Here is an 18,777-nt window from a genome sequence, read left to right as displayed (position 1 = left end):
CCTACTAAGAAACTCATGCCATCGAACGCCGAATTTGACTGTGRCCCCGGTTTCATGCCCCGGGGTCAGGCCTGCCTGATGGCGAACTACTAAGAAACTCATGCCATCGAACGCCGAATTTGACTGTGGCCCCGGTTTCATGCCCCGGGGTCAGGCCTGCCTGATGGCGAACTACTGAGTTCGTCGCCAGCGCCGTGGCGTGTCCGCGCCGCCGTCCGACAGGGCGCCTGCGCCGGATGCGTTACAACCAGCCCATCGATTGTTGAGGAGACAAGGCCATGGGACTGAGAAGCGGCGTATTGCTGTTCGTCGTGCTGCTGATCGCGGCACTGGCGGCCCTGAATTGGGGGGTACTCGCCGCCCCCACGGTGATGTCGGTCGGCTTCATGCAGGTCACGGCGCCGCTGGGCCTGATCATGCTGGGCCTCACGGTGCTGCTGGGCGCCTTCTTCGTTGCCTACGTCGTGTACCTGCAGAGTTCGGTGCTGCTCGAAACGCGCCGGCACGGCAAGGAGCTGCAGGCCCAGCGCGAACTCGCGGACAAGGCGGAGGCTTCGCGCTTCACCGAGCTGCGCAACTTCCTGGAAGCGCAGGAGAACGCCCACATGGCGCGCAATGCCGAACGGCATGCCGCGGTGCTGGCGCGCGTGGAGCAGCTCGAGGCGGCCATCAGGCTGCGTTCCGAGCAGACCGACAACACGCTCGCGGCCCATATCGGCCAGCTGGAGGATCGTTTCGATCGCCGGGCGCCGGCATCGCCTGCGGAGATGGCGACATCCGTGCCCATCGGCATGCCGCCCGCCGTCTGATCCGATCCGGCTTACTTGGTCGACAGGATCCAGGCCACCAGCTTCCTGGCGTCCGCCTCGCTGACCTGGTTGTTGGCGGGCATGGGCACCTGGCCCCAGACGCCGGAGCCGCCCTTGATGATCTTGTTGGCGAGCATGTCCGGCGCGTCCTTGTTGTCCCTGTACTTCGCGGCCACGTCCTTGAACGCGGGGCCGAGCACCTTGTGGTCCACCGCGTGGCAGCTCATGCAGTTCTTGGATGTCGCCAGCGCCAGGTCGGCCAGGGCGGGGGCGGTGCAGCCGAGGCCCAGAAGGCCAAGCAATGCCAGGATGGGCGCTTTATGGATGGGGTTCATGGACGTGGGGTGCGTTAAAGTCGATCCAACGCGATTGTAGGTAGCACGGCGTTTCGCCACCTCGACGCGTCCCTGGACAACAACGGAGGGATTCGCGATGTGGTTTCTGGCACTGGGCCTGATCGGGGTGGCCCTCAAGTTCTTCGCAGTTGGCTTTGTCGCCACGCTCAGCTGGTGGATCGTGCTGTTCCCTTTCGCGCTGGCGGTGGCCTGGTGGGCGTGGGCCGACGCGTCCGGCTACACCAAGCGCAAGGTGGTCGAGCGGGAGAACGCCCGCAAGCAGGAGCGCATCGACCGCCAGCGCAGCAATCTCGGCATGCTGACCCGATCCAACAGCCGCCGCCGCGGCGGTCGTTGAGGCAGGCGCCGGCCAGCGGCGCCTATCCCTCGCCTGATCAGTACTTGTCGAGCACCGCGCCCGAACTCGCGCTCGATGCATTGAACGCGAACTTGGCCTGCACGCCGCGCGTGTAGCGCGGGGCAGGTGCCTTCCACCCTTCGCGCCGCTTGGCGAGTTCGGCCTCTGGCACGTTGAGTTCGAGCTTCAGTTGGTGCGCATCGATGGTGATCGAGTCGCCCTCGTGCACGAAGGCGATGTTGCCGCCCGCCGCCGCCTCCGGCGCCACGTGGCCCACCACCATGCCCCAGGTCCCGCCCGAGAAGCGGCCGTCGGTGATCAGGCCCACGCTTTCGCCAAGCCCCGCACCGATGAGCGCGCCGGTCGGCGCCAGCATCTCCGGCATGCCGGGTCCGCCCTTCGGGCCGAGGTAGCGCAGCACCATCACGTCGCCGGCGACGATCTTGCCCGCGAGGATGGCCTGCAGCGCCGACTGTTCGTCGTCGAAAACGCGCGCCGGACCCGTGATGACGGGGTTCTTGAGACCGGTGATCTTCGCGACCGCGCCCTCCGGCGACAGGTTGCCCTTCAGGATCGCCAGGTGGCCTTCGGCGTACATCGGCTTGCCGATCGGACGGATCACGTCCTGGTCGACACGGGGCACGTCCGGCACGTCCTTCAGCACCTCGGCGATGGTCTCACCCGTGATCGTGATGCAGTCGCCATGCAGCAGACCCGCATTCAGCAGGATCTTCATGACCTGCGGGATGCCGCCGGCCTGGTGCAGGTCCACCGCGAGGTACTTGCCGCTCGGCTTCAGGTCGCACAGCACCGGCACCTTCTTGCGCATGCGCTCGAAATCGTCGATCGACCACTCCACGCCCGCCGCGTGCGCGATCGCCAGGAAGTGCAGGACCGCGTTGGTCGAGCCGCCCGTCGCCATGATCACGGCGACGGCGTTTTCGATCGCCTTCTTGGTCACGATGTCGCGCGGCTTGATGTCCTTCTTGATCGCCTCGATCAGCACCTTGGCCGATTCCTTGGCCGAGTTCGCCTTCTCCTCGTGCGGGTTCGCCATCGTCGAGGAGTAGGGCAGCGAGATTCCCAGCGCCTCGAAGGCCGAACTCATGGTGTTGGCCGTGTACATGCCGCCGCAGGAGCCCGTGCCTGGAATCGCGCGCTTCTCGATTTCCAGCAGGTCTTCGTCGCTCAGGTTTCCGGCCGCGTTCTGGCCCACCGCCTCGAACACGCTCACGATGTTCAGGTCCTGGCCCTTGTAGCGGCCCGGCAGGATGGTGCCGCCGTAGACGTAGATGGCGGGCACGTTGGCGCGCAGCATGCCCATCAGGCCGCCGGGCATGTTCTTGTCGCAGCCGCCGACCACCAGCACGCCGTCCATCCACTGGCCGCCGACGCAGGTCTCGATGCAGTCCGAGATCACTTCGCGGCTCACCAGCGAATACTTCATGCCTTCGGTGCCCATGGCCATGCCGTCCGAAATGGTCGGCGTGCCGAACACCTGTGCGTTGCCGCCGGCTTCCTCGATGCCGGCGATCGCGGCGTCGGCCAGCTTCTGCAGGCCGGAGTTGCAGGGCGTGATCGTGCTGTGGCCGTTTGCCACGCCGACCATCGGCTTCTTGAAGTCGGCTTCCTCGTAGCCCATGGCGTAGAACATCGAGCGGTTGGGCGCTCGGCTCTTGCCTTCGACGATGTTGGCGCTGCGCCTGTTGATCTGGAGTGGTGTGGTGGCCATGGTGCCTCTTGGTGCGAATCGGGGGACGCCCAGTATCGGACGATTGACTGATTGCTTCCAATCCGTTTTGAACCTCCCATTGATATGCTCGGCATATGAAAGAAGCATGGATCGACCTGCGCGCCTGGCGGCAGTTCCTCGCGGTGGCGGAGGAACTGCACTTCGGCCGCGCCGCCGCGCGCCTGCACATGACGCAGCCGCCGGTCACGCAGGCCATCGCGCAGATCGAGAAGACACTGGGCGTGCTGCTCTTCGACCGCACCCGCCGGCGCGTCGCGCTCACGCCGGCCGGCGAGGCGCTGCTGCCGGAGGTCCGCGAACTGCTCGCGCGGGCCCAGGCCCTGCCGGCGCGCGCGCGGGCGGCGGCGGCGGGCGAGGTGGGCCGCGTGCGGCTCGCCTTTGTCTCGACCATCGGCTTCGAGCGCCTGCCGGCCTGGGTGCGCGAGTTCCGCATCCAGTGCCCCGAGGTCGCGCTGGAACTGGTCGAAGCCACCGGCGACGTGCAGCTCGAAGGCTTCGCGCGCGGCGAGATCGATGCCGGCCTGATGCTGCATTCGCCCGGCTTCGCGCCGCCCGGGCTGGAGCGCCTTGCGGTGTCGCTGGAGCCCCTGGTGCTGGCATTGCCCGCCAGGCATCCGCTCGCACAGGTCGCCAGGCTGCCGCTTGCCCAGGCGCTGGCAGAGCCGCTGGTGATCTTTCCGCGCCGCATCGTGCCCTCGCTGCACGACGCGATCTTCGGCCTCTATCACGCGGCCGGCCGCACGCCCGCGCTCGCGCAGGAAGCCATCCAGATGCAGACCATCGTCAATCTCGTCTGGGGCGGCCTGGGCGTGGCCTGGGTGCCCGAGAGCGTGACGCGCTTCCGGCGCGAGGGCGTGGTCTACCGCGCCGCGAGCGAATTCGAGCGGCCCGGCGGGCGCCGCAAGGCCGAGCCCTTGCCCAGCTGTGAAACCAGCCTGGTCTGGCCGGGCGACACCGACAACCCGGCGCTCGCGCGCTTCGTCCGATTCGTCAAGGAGGAGGGACTGTCACATCCGTGGGCACAATAGGCCGATGCTCATGTACCCGCATTTCAATCCCGTGGCCCTGCAGCTCGGGCCCGTCGCCATTCACTGGTATGGCCTGACCTATCTCGCCGCGTTCGCGCTCTTCTATTTCCTCGGCACGCGCCGGCTCGGCCACGAGCCCTTCCGTTCCATCACCGGACCCGGCGCCTGGAGCCGCAAGGACGTCGAGGACATCCTCTTTCTCGGCGTGATGGGCGTGATCGTCGGCGGCCGGCTCGGCTACTGCCTGTTCTACAAGCCGGGCTTCTACCTCACGCACCCGCTCGACATCCTCTTCGTGTGGCAGGGCGGCATGAGCTTCCACGGCGGGCTGCTCGGCGTGATCGCGTCGATGGTCTGGTTCGCGCGTTCGCGCGCACGGCCGTTCTGGCAGGTGACGGATTTCATCGCCCCTTGCGTCCCCACGGGCCTCGCGGCGGGCCGGGTCGGCAACTTCATCAACGGCGAACTCTGGGGCCGCTTCAGCAGCCCCGACCTGCCCTGGGGCATGGTGTTTCCCCAAAGCGGCTCGATGCTGCCGCGCCATCCCTCGCAGGTCTACCAGTTCCTGCTGGAGGGCCTGCTGCTCTTCGTGCTGCTCTGGCTCTACGCGCGCAAGGAACGCCGCGAGCGCCGCGTCTCGGCGGTGTTCCTCATCGGCTACGGCGTGATGCGCTTCGTTGCCGAATACTTCCGCGAGCCCGACGACTTCCTGGGCCTGCTCGCGCTCAACATGAGCATGGGACAGTGGCTGTGCGTGCCGATGATCCTTTTCGGCATCGGGCTCTATGTCACCGCGCCGGCGTCGCGCAAGCCGGTGGCGAAGCACGCCTGAGCGGCAGGCCGTCGGCAGGGTATGTCCCCGGGCGGAAATGCTTTGCGCGCGGGCGGGTGCCTTCCCATAATTACGCGTAATTAACCGAAATCACAGCCGCCCGCCGCATGCGCCTGGTCCTCAACTCCCTGCATGACGAAGTCGCCTCCACGTTGCGCGAGGAGATCTTCGCCGGCACGCTGGCGCCGGGCAGCTTCATCGAGGAGGCGGCCGTCTGCGAGCGGCTGCAGATCTCCCGCACGCCGCTGCGCGAGGCGCTCAAGGTGCTGACGGCGGAAGGCCTGGTACGGCACGAGCCGCGGCGTGGCAGTTTCGTCGCGGAGGTCACGCAGCGCGACCTGGACGACATCTTCCCGGTGATCGCGCTGCTGGAAGGCCGTTGCGCCTGGGAAGCCGCCTGCAACGCCAGCGATGCCGACCTCGCCGCGCTCGAAGCGTTGCACGACAAGCTGGCCAGGCACGCGCGCGCCCGGCGCATCAACGAGTACTACGCGACCAACTACGCCATCCACGAAGCGATCATCATGCTGGCCGACAACCGTTGGCTCGCGCAGGTGATCGGCGATCTGCGCAAGATACTGAAGCTCGCGCGACTGCAGCAGCTCCATGCCCCCGGGCGGCTGGAGCAGAGCCTGTCGGAGCACCTGGCGGTGTTCGCCGCCCTCAAGGCCCGCGACAGCGCCGGCGCCGAGGCCGCGATGCGCACCCACCTGAACCGCCAGCGCGAGGCCTTGCGTGCCGTGGCGCAGCAACAGAAAGCGAAACTGATCTCATGAATGCCGGCGACTGGATCACACGCAGGGTGTCGCGCTTGCGCCCGGGCGGCGATTCCGAAGCCGGGAAGCCCGGGGCGGCCGAAGCGAAATCGGCCCCGCGCCCCCTGGCGGAGCGGCTGGAGGCCACCTTGCGCCGCTCCGGCGAGGCGCTGGCGCCGCGCTCCCTGCGGCGGGCGCTGCTCGAGCTGCAGTCGGTGGTCGATCCCAGCGTGAGCGACGTGGAGGCCGGCCGGCGCGCCCATGCGGTCGTGCAGTGGTACGCCGGGCGCGAGCTGGACGAGCGGCGCGATGTCTGGCTGCTCATGAGCGAACGCTTCGCGCCCGACCTGAAGAAGGTCAGCAGCGCGCGCGACCGGCATGAAGCCGCCATGGGCACGCCCGACGAGGCCCAGGCCGAAGTGCATCTGCGCCGCGCCCTGGTGTCGCCGCGCGCGCGCCTGCTGCAGCGCTTCGCGATCGACCCCGATGGCATGCGCTTCCTGGTCGACCTGCGCGCCGAGCTTCTCCCGCACCTCAAGGGCGACCGCCGCCTGCTGCCGCTCGACGCCGAGCTCGAGCACCTGTTCTCGACCTGGTTCGACGTGGCCTTCCTGGAGCTGCGCCGCATCAGCTGGGACTCGCCGGCCTCGCTCATCGAGAAGCTCATCCAGTACGAGGCGGTGCACGACATCAAGAGCTGGGCCGACGTGAAGAATCGCCTCGACAGCGATCGCCGTTGCTACGGCTTCTTCCATCCCCGGCTGCCCAACACGCCGCTGATCTTCGTCGAGGTCGCGCTCGTCGACCGCATCAGCGAAGGCATCGAGCCCTTGCTCGACGAGGCGGCGGCGCCGGTCAAGCCCGACAAGGCAAGCACCGCGATCTTCTATTCGATCAGCAACACGCAGACCGGCCTGCGCGGCGTGAGTTTCGGCGATTCGCTGATCAAGCGGGTGGTCGAGACCCTGCAGGACGAGCTGCCCCGGCTGAAGGTCTTCGCGACACTCTCGCCGATCCCGGGCTTTCGCGCCTGGCTCGGCAGGCACGCGACGGCGATGCTGGCCCGGCTCGACGAGAAGCGCGCCGCCGAGCTGGGGCGGGTCGTGGGCTCGCTGCCGCCGACGGCCGAGCGCTTCCTGGCGGCGGCCGACACGGCGGGCGCGCTCGATGCGAAGTCACCGGTGCGCCAGCTGCTGCTCCAGTGCGCCGCCGAATACCTCGGCCGCGCGACCGCCGACGGCGTGCCGGTCGATCCCGTGGCGCGCTTTCACCTCGGCAACGGTGCGCGGGTGGAGCGGCTCAACTGGGCCGGCGATCCGTCTCCCAAGGGCATGAAGCAGTCCTACGGACTCATGGTCAACTACCTCTACGATCTCAGGCGGCTCGACAAACACCGCGCCCTGCTCGCGCAGGGCAAGGTGGCGGTCTCGAGCGATGTCGACAATCTCTTTCTGGATTGATTCCCCCGCGCCGGCCCGGGCGCAGCGCAGCTGTTCACAACCACAGGAGACAAAGAAGATGACCCCCAGCTTCCAGCGGCGCGACATGTTGCGCCTGGCCGCGGCCTCCGCCGCCGTCCTCGGCACCGGCGCCCGCGCGCAGCCGGCGTGGCCGGCGTGGCCGGCCAAGCCGGTGACGATGATCGTGCCCTTCCCCGCGGGCGGCGGCACCGACGCCTTCGCGCGGCCGCTCTCGGGGCAGTTCACGAAGATCACCGGCCAGACACTGATCGTCGACAACCGCGGCGGCGCCGGCGGCACCCTGGGGGCCAGCATCGCGTCGAAGGGCCAGCCCGACGGCTACCTGCTCTTCATGGGCGCGGTCCACCATGCCATCGCGCCCTCCATCTATCCCAAGCTCGACTACGACCTGGAGAAGGATTTCGTGCCGCTCATGCTGCTGGCGAGCGTGCCGCAGGTGCTCGTGGTCAATCCCCGGCGCGTGGCCGCGACCACGCTGAAGGACTTCGTCAAGTACGCGAAGGAGAACCCGGGCAAGCTCAACTATGCTTCGGCCGGGCCGGGCACCTCGCACCACCTGGCAGGCGAACTCTTCAAGATGCAGACCGGTACCTTCATCACGCACATTCCCTATCGAGGCGCGGGCCCCGCGCTGCAGGACCTGATGGCCGGCAACGTCGACCTGATGTTCGACGGCCTGGGCTCTTCGGCCCAGTACATCAAGGGCGGCCGCGTCAGGGCGCTGATGGTGGCGGGCACCCAGCGCAACCCCGCGTTCCCGGACGTGCCATGCGCGGCCGAGGTCGGCCTGCCCGACTACACCGTGACCACCTGGTACGGCCTCTGGGCGCCCAAGGGCACGCCGGCCAACGTGCAGGCGAAGATCGTCGAGGACATGAAGAAGGCGCTCGCCACCGACGAGCTGAAGGCGGCCTGGGCCACCAACGGCGCGGAGATCCCCACGCTGACGCTGGCCGCCTATGGCAGCTTCGTGAGCGCCGAGATCCGGCGCTGGGCCGGCGTGGTGAAGGCTTCCGGCGCCAGGCTGGAATGAGCGGCCACGTCTCGCTGCGGCGCGATGGCGCGCTCGCCTTCGTCACCCTGTCGCATCCCGGGCGGCTCAACGCGATGAGCCGCGCCATGTGGGTCGAACTCCGCGCCGCCTTCGAAGGGCTTGCCGGCGATGCCGCCGCGCGCTGCGTCGTCGTGCGCGGGGAGGAGGGCGCGTTCTGCGCCGGCGGCGACATCTCCGAATATCCGTCATTCCGCTTCGACGAAGCCAGCCTGCGCGACTTCCACGAGAACCTGGTCTGGCCCGCGCTCGCCGCGATGCTCGGCTGCGCCTTGCCGCTGGTCGCGCAGATCGAAGGGCCCTGCATGGGCGCCGGGCTCGAGATCGCGAGCTGCTGCGACATCCGCCTGGCCGGCGCGTCGTCGAAATTCGGCGCACCGATCGCGAAGCTGGGCTTCCCGATGGCGCCGCGCGAAGCCGCGCTGGTGCATGGCGCGGTGGGCGACGTGCTCGCGCGCGACATGCTGCTGGCCGCCAGCGTGCATGGCGCCAGCCGCCTGTACGACGCCGGCTTCCTGCTGCGCGTGCTGCCGGATGCGCAGGTCGGCGCCGAGGCCCTGGCGCATGCCGGGCGCATCGCCGCGCTGGCGCCGGTGGCGGCCGGCCTCAACAAGCGATGCCTTTCCGCCCTTCGCCAGTTCGCAAGCGCCGAACCGGTCGCGTCGCTGCTGCCGTCGGCCTACGACTACGCCGACACTCGCGAACATCGCGAAGGCATCGATGCCTTCATCTCCAAGCGCGCGCCCGTCTTCTGAGACAACCATGACCGTCACCACCAACGCCAATCTCTTCGCCGCGCTGCGCGCGGCTTTTCCCTCCCACCTGGAGAGCATCGCCGTCGAGACCGACGACGGTCTGTACTACTCGTGGGAGGACCTGGAGCGCGCGAGCGCGATGATGGCCAACCTGCTCGACAGCCTCGGCCTGGAGAAGGGCGCACGCGTCGCGGTGCAGGTGGAGAAGTCGGTCGAGGCCATGATCCTGTATCTCGCGACCCTGCGCGCCGGCTATGTGTTCCTTCCGCTCAACACCGCCTACCGCGGCGCCGAGATCGAGTACTTCATCGGCAATGCCGAGCCGGCGGTGGTGGTCTGCAGCAGTGCCAACGCCGCGTGGGTGGCGCCCATTGCCGCCGCGGCGGGCACGCGGCACGTCTTCACGCTCGACGACAACCGCACCGGCACGCTGCTCGCCATGGCCGCCCGATGCAGCGACCGCCACACCGTCGCGCAGAAGACGGGCGACGACCTCGCCGCCATCCTCTACACCAGCGGGACCACCGGCCGCAGCAAGGGCGCGATGCTCACGCACCGCAACCTGCTGTCCAACGCCCAGGTGCTGAAGGACTACTGGGGCTGGCGAACCGCGGAGCGCGGCGGCGACGTGCTGATCCATGCGCTGCCGATCTTTCACGTGCACGGGCTCTTCGTCGCGATTCATGGGGCGTTGATCAGCGGCAGCCGGATGATCTGGTTCAACAGGTTCGATGCCAAGCGGGTGGTCGCGCGCCTGCCCGATGCGACCGTGTTCATGGGCGTGCCCACGCTCTACGTGCGCATGCTGGCCGAGCCCGGCCTGACGCGCGACGCCTGCAGCGGCATGCGCCTGTTCGTCGCCGGCTCGGCGCCGCTGCTGATCGAGACCTTCAATGAGTGGCGGGAACGCACCGGCCACACCATTCTCGAGCGCTACGGCATGAGCGAGACGGCCATGCTCACCTCCAACCCCTACAGCGCCGTGCAGGGCCAGCGCCGGGGCGGCACGGTGGGCTTTCCGCTGCCGGGCGTGCGGCTGCGCGTCTGCAATGACGCGGGTGAGCCTTGCCAGCCCGGCGAGGTCGGCCACATCCAGGTGAGCGGCCCGAACGTGTTCGTGGGCTACTGGCGCATGCCGAAGAAGACGAAGGAAGAGTTCACGGCCGACGGCTACTTCAAGACGGGCGACGTGGGCTCGATCGACCGGCTGGGCTACGTCACCATCGTCGGGCGCAGCAAGGACATGATCATCAGCGGCGGATTCAACGTCTATCCGGCCGAGATCGAGGGCTTCATCAACGAAATGGCCGGCGTGGCCGAAAGCGCGGTCGTCGGCGTGCCGCATGCCGACTTCGGCGAGGTCGGCGTCGCGGTCGTGACCGCGAAGGCCGGCGCGTCGCTCGACGGCGACGCGATCATCGCCGAGCTCAAGAGCAAGCTCGCCAACTTCAAGATCCCCAAGCGATGCTTCGTCGTGCCCGAGCTGCCGCGCAACGCCATGGGGAAGGTGCAGAAGGCGCTGCTGCGCGAGCAGTACAAGGGCTTGTTCACGGCCTCCTAGACACCCCGTCGCACCGGACCTTGCCTCTGCTCGAATTGGAGCGTCCGTTCCCCGCGATTGAGCTGCGTCAATCGCCGCCGCGGCCCGCCTCGTTATCGTTCACGCACGGCCGCAGAGGCCAAGCCGGGAGACGGGCATGTGGGACAGCATCGTGATCGGGTCGGGCATCGGCGGGCTGGCCGCCGCCGCCGAATTGGCCAGGCGCGGGCGCCGTGTCCTGGTCCTGGAGCAGCACGGCGTCCCCGGCGGGCTGACCCAGACCTTCCGGCGCGGCGACTGGGAATTCGCCCCGGGCGTGCACTACATCGGCGGTGTCGGCCCCGATCCCGGTCCGGGAGGGCAGTTCGGGCGGCTGCTGGCCTGGCTCACCGGTGGGGCCCTGCGGTTCAGCCCCTGTGCCAACCCCTACGACGTCATCCGCCTCCCGGGCTTCGAATTCGGCATCCCGCATCCGGAAAGCGCCTATCGCGACGCGCTGCTGGCGCATTTCCCCGGGGAGCGCGAGAACGTGCTCGCGTGGTTCGAGGCCTGCGACGAAGCGCGCGGCAGTGCCTTCACGGTGTTCGCCCTGCATGCCGCTCCCGCGCTGCTGGGCTGGGCCGTGCGTCAATGGCATGGAACCGCGGCCGAGCGCTGGGCGCGCCGGACCCTGGCGGAAGAGCTGGCGCACATCCGCGACCGCAAGTTGCGCGCGGTGCTGGGAGCGCGCTGGGCCGACTACGGTGCGCCGCCGGCGCAGGCTCCGTTCCTGGAGCATGCCCTGGTCACAGGGTCTTACGATGCCGGCGCGTGGTACCCGGTGGGCGGCCCGGGCCGGTTCGCGGCCACCCTGGTGCCGGCGATCGAGGCCGCGGGCGGAGAGCTGCGACTCGGGTGCGACGTCAGGCACATCGTTTCCGGGGGCGGTCGGGTTCGTGGCGTCGAGTACCTGTCGCACGGGCGGCCGGTGCGCGAGGAGTCCCCCGTCGTCGTCTCGGCCATGGGCGTGGCGAACACCGTGGCCTGTCTTGCGCCCGGCGATGCCGCCGCCTGGCAGGACACCGTGCGCGGCCTGCACCCGGGACTCTCCTGTGTCTGCCTGTACCTGGGACTGGAGGGCGACATCGCGGCGGCCGGCGCCGGCACCGCCAATCACTGGATCTACGACAGCGAGGACATCGAAGCGGTCTGGACGCGGCCGGGCGAGGAGGATGCGCCAGCGCTGTTCGTGACCTTCCCCTCCCTGAAGGACCCCGAATACCGCGGCAAGCCGACGGCCGAGGTCGTCGCGGTGCTGGCTGCCGACATCTTCGCCCCGTGGCTCGGCGCGGCGCAGGCCGAGCGCCCCCAGAACTACCGCGAATTCAAGGCCGCCATCGAGCAGCGGCTGCTGCGCCAGTTCGCTCGCCACTTCCCGGCCCTGCAGCCCATGCTGCGCTTCCATGAACTGGCCACGCCCGTCACGCAGCAGCACTATGTCCGCGCGCAGCAGGGCGCGATGTACGGCATCGAGATGAGCGCCGATCGCCTCACCAGCCCGGCGCTTCACGTGCGCACGCCCTTGCCGGGGCTGCTGCTGGCCGGCCAGGACGTCACCAGCCCCGGCGTGCCGGGCGCCTTCATGGGCGGCTTGCTCGCCGCGGCTGCGATCGAACCGGCGCTGTGGTCCATGCTGCACGGGGCCTGAGCCGGTCACTTCCCGGCCGCTTCCGAGTGACGGCTTGATTCACGTCAACAGCAAATCGCCCGGGGCGCCTATCGTTGGCTGGCACTCGGAGGGCCGCGTCCCGCGCCAACGAGCCAGTTGGCGCGCACCGCCAGCGGCTGCCTCCCGCGCTTGCTCTTTCAGGAGGGGAACCATGCCCGAGTTCGAATTTGGCCCGCTTCGCTCGGCCTTGGCGGCCGCGGGCATCGCTGCCGCGTGCCTGTGGAGTGTGCCCGCGCCGGCGCAGACCGGCGGTGCCGGGACAGGGACCCTCTCATCGCCGACCGAGGACCGCAACGTCTATGCCGGCGGCGGCCGGGTTCGTCCCCGGGGCCCGGTGAACGGCGACTTCACCGCGGCGGGTGGAAGGGTGATCGTCGACCAGCCGGTGGCCGGGGATGCCTTGCTCGCCGGTGGCTCGGTGGACGTGCGTGCTCCCGTGGGCGACGACCTGCGGGCCGTCGGCGGCGACCTCAGCATCGAAAGCACGGTCGGCGGCGAGCTGTTCGCCTCCGGCGCCAACATCGCCTTCACCCGTTCGGCTTCCGTCGGCCGCGGCGCCATCTTCTACGGCAGCAGCGTCGCCGTCGATGGCCGCATCGACGGCAACCTGAGGGCGACGGGACGGAAGATCACCATCGATGGCGAGGTGCGCGGCAACGCGCGGCTGGTCGCCGAGGAGATAGAGCTGGGTCCGAAGGCCCGCATCGGCGGCGGGCTCAGCTATGCCTCGAAGTCCGAGCTGAAGAAGGCCGAGGGCGCAAGCATCGCCGGCGCCCTGACGCGGGAGCCGGAGAGCGCGAACACCCGCAGCCCCGACACCCATTGGGAGTGGGAAGCGTCGGCCCGGGGCCCATCGTGGGTGGGGCGCATCATGTCCTTCCTGGCGCTGCTGGCCGTGGCGGCGATCTTCCTTCTCCTCGTGCCCCGTTTCGGCGCGCAGGCAGCCCGCCGCATCCAGTCCTCGCCGTGGCTCGCGCTGGGCGTCGGCTTCGGCACCGTCGTCGCGGTGCCCGTCCTGGCGGCGCTCCTGTTTGTCACCTTGCTGGGCATTCCCCTCGCCATCGTGCTGCTGGCGCTGTACCCCGCGCTGATGCTGGCGGGCTTCGTGGTGGGCGTCCTCTGCATCGGCGACCTGCTGGCGGCGGCGCTGCGCGAGGAGGCACCGCGCGGCTTCGCCGGCAGCATGCGCTACTTCGCGCTCGGCTTGCTGCTGACGCTGCTGGCGGCCAGCCTGCCGATGGTCGGCGCGCTCCTGGTCGGCCTGCTCGGTCTTGCGGGCGTCGGTGCCTGCGTTCTGGAGCTGTATGGCCGGCACAACGGCCCGCCGGACAGCATCGCGAAGGAAGTTGCCGTCCCGGCGACGCCTGCCGAAGCTGGATGACGCCGCCCTCACGCCACTCGAGAGCCAGGCATGCCATTCTCCAACGCCGACGCGGCCGCGGTGTTCAACGAGATCGCCGACCTGCTGGAAGTGCAGGGCGGCAATGCCTTCCGCGTGCGCGCCTACCGCAATGCCGCCCGCACGCTGGCCGACCTGGGCCGGAGTGTGAAGGAAATGCTCGAAGCCGGGGAGGATCTCGATGCCTTGCCGGGCATCGGCAAGGACCTCGCCGGCAAGATCGCCGAGATCGTCGCCACCGGCAGCTGCGCGCAACTCGACAGCCTGCGCAAGGAGGTGCCCCCCGGCATCACCGAACTGCTCCAGCTGCCCGGGATCGGACCCAAGCGGGTCCAGGCTTTGCACCGCGCCCTGGGCGTCCGGTCGCTGGCCGACCTGCGCAGCGCGGCGGAACAGCAGCGCATCCGCACCGTGCGGGGATTCAGCCGCGACGGCGAGCGCCGCATCCTGGAAGCGGTGATCGCCCGCCTGAAGACCGAGCGCCGCGTGCCGCTGGCCAGCGCCGCGCAGGTGGCCGCTGCCCTCGTTGCGGACCTGCGGACCGTGCCCGGCGTGCTGCAGGCCGAGGTCGCAGGGAGCCTGCGGCGCCGGCGCGACACGGTCGGTGACATCGACCTGCTGGTCAGCACTCAGGGAGATTCGCCCGTGATGGAACGCTTCACGCAGGGCACCGGCGTGAAGCGTGTACTGGCCAAGGGCAGGACCCGTGCGAGCATCGTGCTCGCCAATGAGCTGCAAGTGGACTTGCGGGCAGTCCCCCGGGCGAGCTTCGGCGCGGCGTGGCTCTATTTCACGGGCTCCAAGGCGCACAACATCGCCCTGCGCCGCCAGGCGCAGGACGCCGGGCTCAAGCTGAACGAGTACGGCCTGTTCCGCGACGCGCGACGCATTGCCGGGGACACGGAGGCGTCGGTCTATCGCGCGGTGGGCCTGCCATGGATGGAGCCGGAGCTGCGCGAGGACCGCGGCGAATTCGAGGCGGCGCGCGACGGGCGCCTGCCGCATCTCGTCCGGCTGCAGGACCTGCGCGGCGACCTGCACGCGCACACCAGCGCCAGCGACGGCAGGGACAGCCTGCGCGCCATGGCTGACGCGGCTGCGCAGCGCGGCCTCGGGTATCTCGCCATCACCGAGCATTCCCGGCGGCTGACCGTCGCCCACGGCCTCGACGCGCAGCGGCTGGCCCGCCAGATCGACCTGATCGACGAACTGAACGAGCAGCTGTCCGGGATCACGCTGCTGAAGGGGATCGAGGTGGACATCCTCGAGGACGGCGAACTGGACCTGCCCGATGGGGTCCTGAAGCGGCTGGACCTGGTGGTCGGCGCCGTCCACCAGCACTTCGAGCTGCCCGCCGCCCGGCAGACGCAGCGGCTGCTGCGTGCCATGGACCATCCGCATTTCAGCATCCTTGCGCATCCCACCGGCCGCCTCCTGGGCGAACGGGAGCCCTGCGCCTTCGATCTCGAACGCGTGCTGCGGCATGCGCGCGAGCGCGGCTGTTTCATGGAGCTCAACGGCCAGCCGGCACGGCTGGACCTGGACGACCACGCATGCCGGCTGGCGCGCGAGATCGGTGTGCTGGTCAGCATCGCCAGCGATGCGCACAGCACGCTCGAGTTCGGCAATCTGGAATGGGGCATCGGACAAGCCCGCCGCGGGTGGCTGGAACCGCAGCACGTGCTGAACACGCGTCCACCGGCGGAAATCCGGCGACTGCTGGCAGCCACCATGGGCCACGCCGCGGCTTCGCTCGGCGCGGGCGGCCGCTAGTGGAATCCCGTCGCGCGGGACCTCGGGAGAGCGCCTTGCAGGAGCCGCCCGCCTATACGCTGGACACGATCCCGTTCCGTCAAGTCGCCACCTTGCCCGGGCTGTTCGAGGAACGCTGCGCGCGCAGGCCTGGCGACCAGGCCTACCTCCAGTTCGATGCGGCCGATGGCGCCTGGCATGTCTACACCTGGGAAGCCATGCACGGCATGGTGCGGCGCTGGCGCGCCGCGCTCGCGCGCGAGCAGCTGGCGGTGGGCGAGCGCGTGGCGGTGATGCTCCCCAACTGCGTGGAGTGGATCTGCTTCGACATGGCGGCGCAGTCGCTCGGCTTGGTGGTGGTGCCGATACATCCCGACGAGAACCCGGAGTACGCGGCGTACCAGCTGGCGGACAGCGGAGCCCGCCTGCTCCTGCTCGGGGCGGGGCGGGACGGGCCTGCGCTCGCGCCCTGGGCCGGCCGGCTGCCCCAGCTGCGCCGGACGCTGTGCTTGCGCGGCGGTCCGGGCGGGCACGACAGCGCGCTCACTCCCGTGGAGCGCTGGCTGGAAGCCGCGGCGGCTGACGAGGTGGCGCCGCCGGCGGATGCCGATGCCGATGCGCTCGCCACCATCGTCTACACCTCGGGTACGACCGGCCGGCCCAAGGGGGTGATGCTGTCCCAGCGCAACATCCTGAGCAATGTCGAGGCGGTGCTTCAGCGCGTGGCCGGCTATCGGGAGGATGTCTATCTCTCCTTCCTGCCCTTGTCGCACATGTTCGAGCGCACGGTGGGCTGCTATCTGCCCATGGCGGCGGGCAGCACGGTCGCCTTCGCCCGCTCGCTGCAGTCGCTGCCGCAGGACCTGCTTGCCGTGCGCCCCACCGTGCTGGTCTCGGTGCCTCACCTGTACGAGCGACTCCATGCCGGGCTGCTGCGGGAGCTGCAGGACAGGGGCTCGGTGGCGCGGGCGCTGTTCGCCTGGGCCGAGGAGATCGGCTGGCGCCGCTTCGAGGCGGCGCAGCACCGCGGCCGAGCGCCGGGCGCGCTGGCCCGGCTTCTGTGGCCGCTGCTGAAGCACCTGGCGGCCGACAGGCTGCTGGCCCGGCTGGGTGGGCGGCTGCGCATCGCCGTGATCGGCGGGGCGCCGGTCTCGCCCCGGGTGGCGCACTGCCTCATCGGCCTGGGGCTGCCTTTGCTGCCGGGCTACGGCCTGACGGAGGCGGCGCCGATCGTGACCGCGAATGCGCCCGAGGACAATGCGCCGGAGTCCGTGGGCCGGGCGTTGCCGGGGGTCGAGTTGCGCCTGGGCGCCGAGGGCGAACTGCTGGTGCGGGGGTCCAATGTGATGCGCGGCTACTGGAACGCGCCGGCGCAGACGCGCGAGGCCCTCGACGGCCAAGGCTGGCTGCATACCGGCGACGTCGCGCGTATCGATCCCGGCGGGTACGTGCATATCGTCGGCCGGCTGAAGGAGATCCTGGTCACCTCCAGCGGCGAGAAGGTGCCGCCCGCCGACCTCGAGCGCGAGATTACCGGCGACCCGCTGTTCGAGCAGGCCATGGTGGTCGGCGAGGGGCGGCCGTATCTGGCGGTGCTGGCTGTGCTGAACCGGGAGGCCTGGCAGGCCTTGGCGGGCCAGCTCGGCGTGCCCTGCGATACGCCCGCCGCGCTGCAACGCTCCGACGTGCGGCGCGCGCTGCTGCGCCATGTGGACGCCCGGCTGCGAGGCTTCCCCGCGTGCGCGCAGGTGCGCGCGCTCAGGGCGACGCTGGAACCCTGGACGCAGGCCAACGGCTTGCTGACGACCACGCTCAAGATCCGCCGCACCCCACTGGCGCAGCGCTTCGCGGCCGAACTGGAGGAACTCTATGCCGGACACCATGCGGCCTGAACCCGGAAAAGGGGCGGACGCGTCGAAGGGCTGGAGTGCTTCGGTCTAGGACACGGAGGAGACGGCCCGGGGAAATGCGTCGGCGCCGGCGCGCTCATCCCAGGATCGCGCCCGCAAGATCGGGATCGTCCTTCAGGTCCGCCGACGTGGAGGAGCGGCCCCACATGTTCAACTCGCCGAAGCGGATGACCGGCTGCTTCGCGGCGAGCAGCCTGGCCGCGAGCGTGTCCGTCACCAGCCACCACTGGTTGACTTCCATTTCACCGCTCGGCATGTCGGGCCACTGGATCAATCCGGCTTCGGCAAGCCGGGTCACGGCTTGCCCGCAGCGGCACAGGACGTTGTCCTTGATGGACTGGGCGATCGTTGTTGGCATGGGGACCTCCTCGTTGCCGCACCGGCGTGCGACGCGCCGTCATCCGGCGTGATGCTTGCCGACGCTGACGCGCTTCGCCTGCCTGCCCTGCGCAGCGACGTCGGGGATGAACTGAACCTGATCGCCCAGGGCGAGGTGCTCGAAAGGCACGCCCGCCATGTTGTCCGGGCCGAACCAGTACTCGTCGCCTCCCGGCGTGGAGATGAAGCCGCATCGCCCCTCGTCGGCGAAGCGGACCACCTCTCCGCGCAGGGGCTCGGGGTGCAGCTTCTCTTGTCCACGCACGCGACGCAGCGAGTCCTCCAACTGGCGCTTCATGTCGTCGAAGGCCTCGCGCAGGGCGACATAGACGTCTTCGTCGTGCACGCGGTCGACGCTGAACTCATGGTCCGGCACCGTCACGTCGATGCGCACGGCGAAGGGCCGTCCCTGATGCTGGTGCTTGTTCTCCAGCTCGATCGTGACGCGGCACGCCATGATGTCCGGACGGAAATGGTCGAGCTTGTCGGCCTTGCTGCGTGCGGCGGCATCGATCGCCTCCGATGCGTCCATGCCGACGAAGCGGATCTGAAGGGGCTGTTTCATATGAATGTTCTCCTGCTTCCAGCGCCGTGGAGGCGCGCCTCAGCGCACCGGCGTCTCGTCGGGTTCGATGCTGTCCACTTTCGGCTCGTCGCGCTGGGGGTGCTGCTTGATCACCCGCTTCATTCGCTCATCCGCGCTGATGCTGCGCCTGTTGCTCTGCTGAATCTCGGGGCTGAGAGGCTCTTGCTTCTCACGCTCTGGTTCCTGCTGACGGTTCATTTCGTGCGTCCCCTTCGGATCGGTCTGCAAACACAAGTCACCTGTGCGCAGACATACAGGCCAACCTGTGGGCTTATCGAAGCTCACGCTCGCGCGAGCCTCTCAAATTCACTCTAGTCCGTTCTGGCCCCGCGACCTTGCGACGGATC

The 18,777-nt window shown here is 69.4% G+C and carries 18 protein-coding genes; 13 read left to right on the top strand and 5 right to left on the bottom strand.

Annotated features, from left to right (window positions below):
• Positions 1-278 precede the first annotated feature (278 nt).
• Positions 279-809: a LapA family protein gene (locus AC1DNF_RS10250; RefSeq protein ID WP_478148460.1), complete on the top strand. Its 531-nt coding sequence runs from the start codon at positions 279-281 to the stop codon at positions 807-809.
• Between the two features lie 11 nt (positions 810-820).
• Here AC1DNF_RS10250 and AC1DNF_RS10245 read toward each other — a convergent pair whose 3' ends face one another.
• On the bottom strand, positions 821-1,144 hold the full coding sequence (locus tag AC1DNF_RS10245; RefSeq protein WP_478148459.1) for a c-type cytochrome: 324 nt from the start codon (positions 1,142-1,144) through the stop codon (positions 821-823).
• Between the two features lie 97 nt (positions 1,145-1,241).
• On the opposite strand from AC1DNF_RS10245, the gene AC1DNF_RS10240 reads away from it, so the two are divergent.
• Entirely contained in the window at positions 1,242-1,502 is a 261-nt protein-coding gene (locus tag AC1DNF_RS10240; protein WP_478148458.1) for a TIGR04438 family Trp-rich protein, read from the top strand.
• A gap of 37 nt (positions 1,503-1,539) precedes the next feature.
• Here the strand turns inward: AC1DNF_RS10240 and ilvD are convergent, their stop codons facing one another.
• Entirely contained in the window at positions 1,540-3,234 is a 1,695-nt protein-coding gene (gene ilvD, locus AC1DNF_RS10235; protein ID WP_478148457.1) for a dihydroxy-acid dehydratase, read from the bottom strand.
• Positions 3,235-3,329: 95 nt separating this feature from the next.
• Between ilvD and AC1DNF_RS10230 the strand changes: the two genes are divergently transcribed.
• The 11 genes from AC1DNF_RS10230 to AC1DNF_RS10180 all read left to right on the top strand — a co-directional run bounded on the left by AC1DNF_RS10230 (position 3,330) and on the right by AC1DNF_RS10180 (position 17,448).
• Entirely contained in the window at positions 3,330-4,283 is a 954-nt protein-coding gene (locus AC1DNF_RS10230; protein ID WP_478148456.1) for a LysR family transcriptional regulator, read from the top strand.
• Between the two features lie 4 nt (positions 4,284-4,287).
• Complete coding sequence (gene lgt, locus AC1DNF_RS10225; RefSeq protein WP_478148455.1) at positions 4,288-5,115, top strand: prolipoprotein diacylglyceryl transferase; 828 nt, start codon at positions 4,288-4,290, stop codon at positions 5,113-5,115.
• Between the two features lie 107 nt (positions 5,116-5,222).
• A complete protein-coding gene (locus AC1DNF_RS10220) occupies positions 5,223-5,891 on the top strand; it encodes a GntR family transcriptional regulator (RefSeq protein ID WP_478148454.1) in 669 nt (222 codons plus the stop codon).
• On the top strand, positions 5,888-7,330 hold the full coding sequence (locus tag AC1DNF_RS10215; RefSeq protein WP_478148453.1) for a malonyl-CoA decarboxylase: 1,443 nt from the start codon (positions 5,888-5,890) through the stop codon (positions 7,328-7,330). The genes AC1DNF_RS10220 and AC1DNF_RS10215 overlap by 4 nt, the downstream gene beginning before the upstream one ends.
• A gap of 58 nt (positions 7,331-7,388) precedes the next feature.
• Positions 7,389-8,384 carry a Bug family tripartite tricarboxylate transporter substrate binding protein gene (locus AC1DNF_RS10210; RefSeq protein WP_478148452.1) on the top strand — a complete coding sequence of 332 codons (996 nt, stop codon included), beginning with the start codon at positions 7,389-7,391 and terminating at the stop codon, positions 8,382-8,384.
• Positions 8,381-9,157: an enoyl-CoA hydratase/isomerase family protein gene (locus AC1DNF_RS10205; RefSeq protein ID WP_478148451.1), complete on the top strand. Its 777-nt coding sequence runs from the start codon at positions 8,381-8,383 to the stop codon at positions 9,155-9,157. Before AC1DNF_RS10210 ends, AC1DNF_RS10205 begins: the two co-directional genes overlap by 4 nt.
• Positions 9,158-9,164: 7 nt before the next feature.
• Positions 9,165-10,718, top strand: a complete 1,554-nt coding sequence (locus AC1DNF_RS10200; RefSeq protein ID WP_478148450.1) for a malonate--CoA ligase — start codon at positions 9,165-9,167, stop codon at positions 10,716-10,718.
• Positions 10,719-10,854: 136 nt separating this feature from the next.
• The gene (locus AC1DNF_RS10195) at positions 10,855-12,384 is read left to right on the top strand and encodes a phytoene desaturase family protein (protein WP_478148449.1); all 1,530 of its coding nucleotides are present in this window, start codon (positions 10,855-10,857) and stop codon (positions 12,382-12,384) included.
• A 172-nt stretch (positions 12,385-12,556) separates the two neighbouring features.
• Positions 12,557-13,786, top strand: a complete 1,230-nt coding sequence (locus tag AC1DNF_RS10190) for a bactofilin family protein (RefSeq protein WP_478148448.1) — start codon at positions 12,557-12,559, stop codon at positions 13,784-13,786.
• A 30-nt stretch (positions 13,787-13,816) separates the two neighbouring features.
• A complete protein-coding gene (gene polX / locus AC1DNF_RS10185; RefSeq protein WP_478148447.1) occupies positions 13,817-15,577 on the top strand; it encodes a DNA polymerase/3'-5' exonuclease PolX in 1,761 nt (586 codons plus the stop codon).
• Positions 15,578-15,612: 35 nt separating this feature from the next.
• Positions 15,613-17,448 carry an AMP-dependent synthetase/ligase gene (locus AC1DNF_RS10180; protein WP_478148446.1) on the top strand — a complete coding sequence of 612 codons (1,836 nt, stop codon included), beginning with the start codon at positions 15,613-15,615 and terminating at the stop codon, positions 17,446-17,448.
• Positions 17,449-17,542: 94 nt separating this feature from the next.
• Here the strand turns inward: AC1DNF_RS10180 and AC1DNF_RS10175 are convergent, their stop codons facing one another.
• The 3 genes from AC1DNF_RS10175 to AC1DNF_RS10165 are packed head-to-tail and all read right to left on the bottom strand — an operon-like array spanning position 17,543 to position 18,628.
• Entirely contained in the window at positions 17,543-17,824 is a 282-nt protein-coding gene (locus AC1DNF_RS10175) for a hypothetical protein (protein WP_478148445.1), read from the bottom strand.
• Between the two features lie 39 nt (positions 17,825-17,863).
• A complete protein-coding gene (locus AC1DNF_RS10170) occupies positions 17,864-18,409 on the bottom strand; it encodes an HPF/RaiA family ribosome-associated protein (protein ID WP_478148444.1) in 546 nt (181 codons plus the stop codon).
• A gap of 39 nt (positions 18,410-18,448) precedes the next feature.
• Entirely contained in the window at positions 18,449-18,628 is a 180-nt protein-coding gene (locus AC1DNF_RS10165; protein WP_478148443.1) for a hypothetical protein, read from the bottom strand.
• Between the last annotated feature and the right edge of the window lie 149 nt (positions 18,629-18,777).

This window comes from Variovorax sp. 01T432 (assembly GCF_056398605.1).
This window is presented reverse-complemented; position numbering and strand designations above follow the sequence as displayed.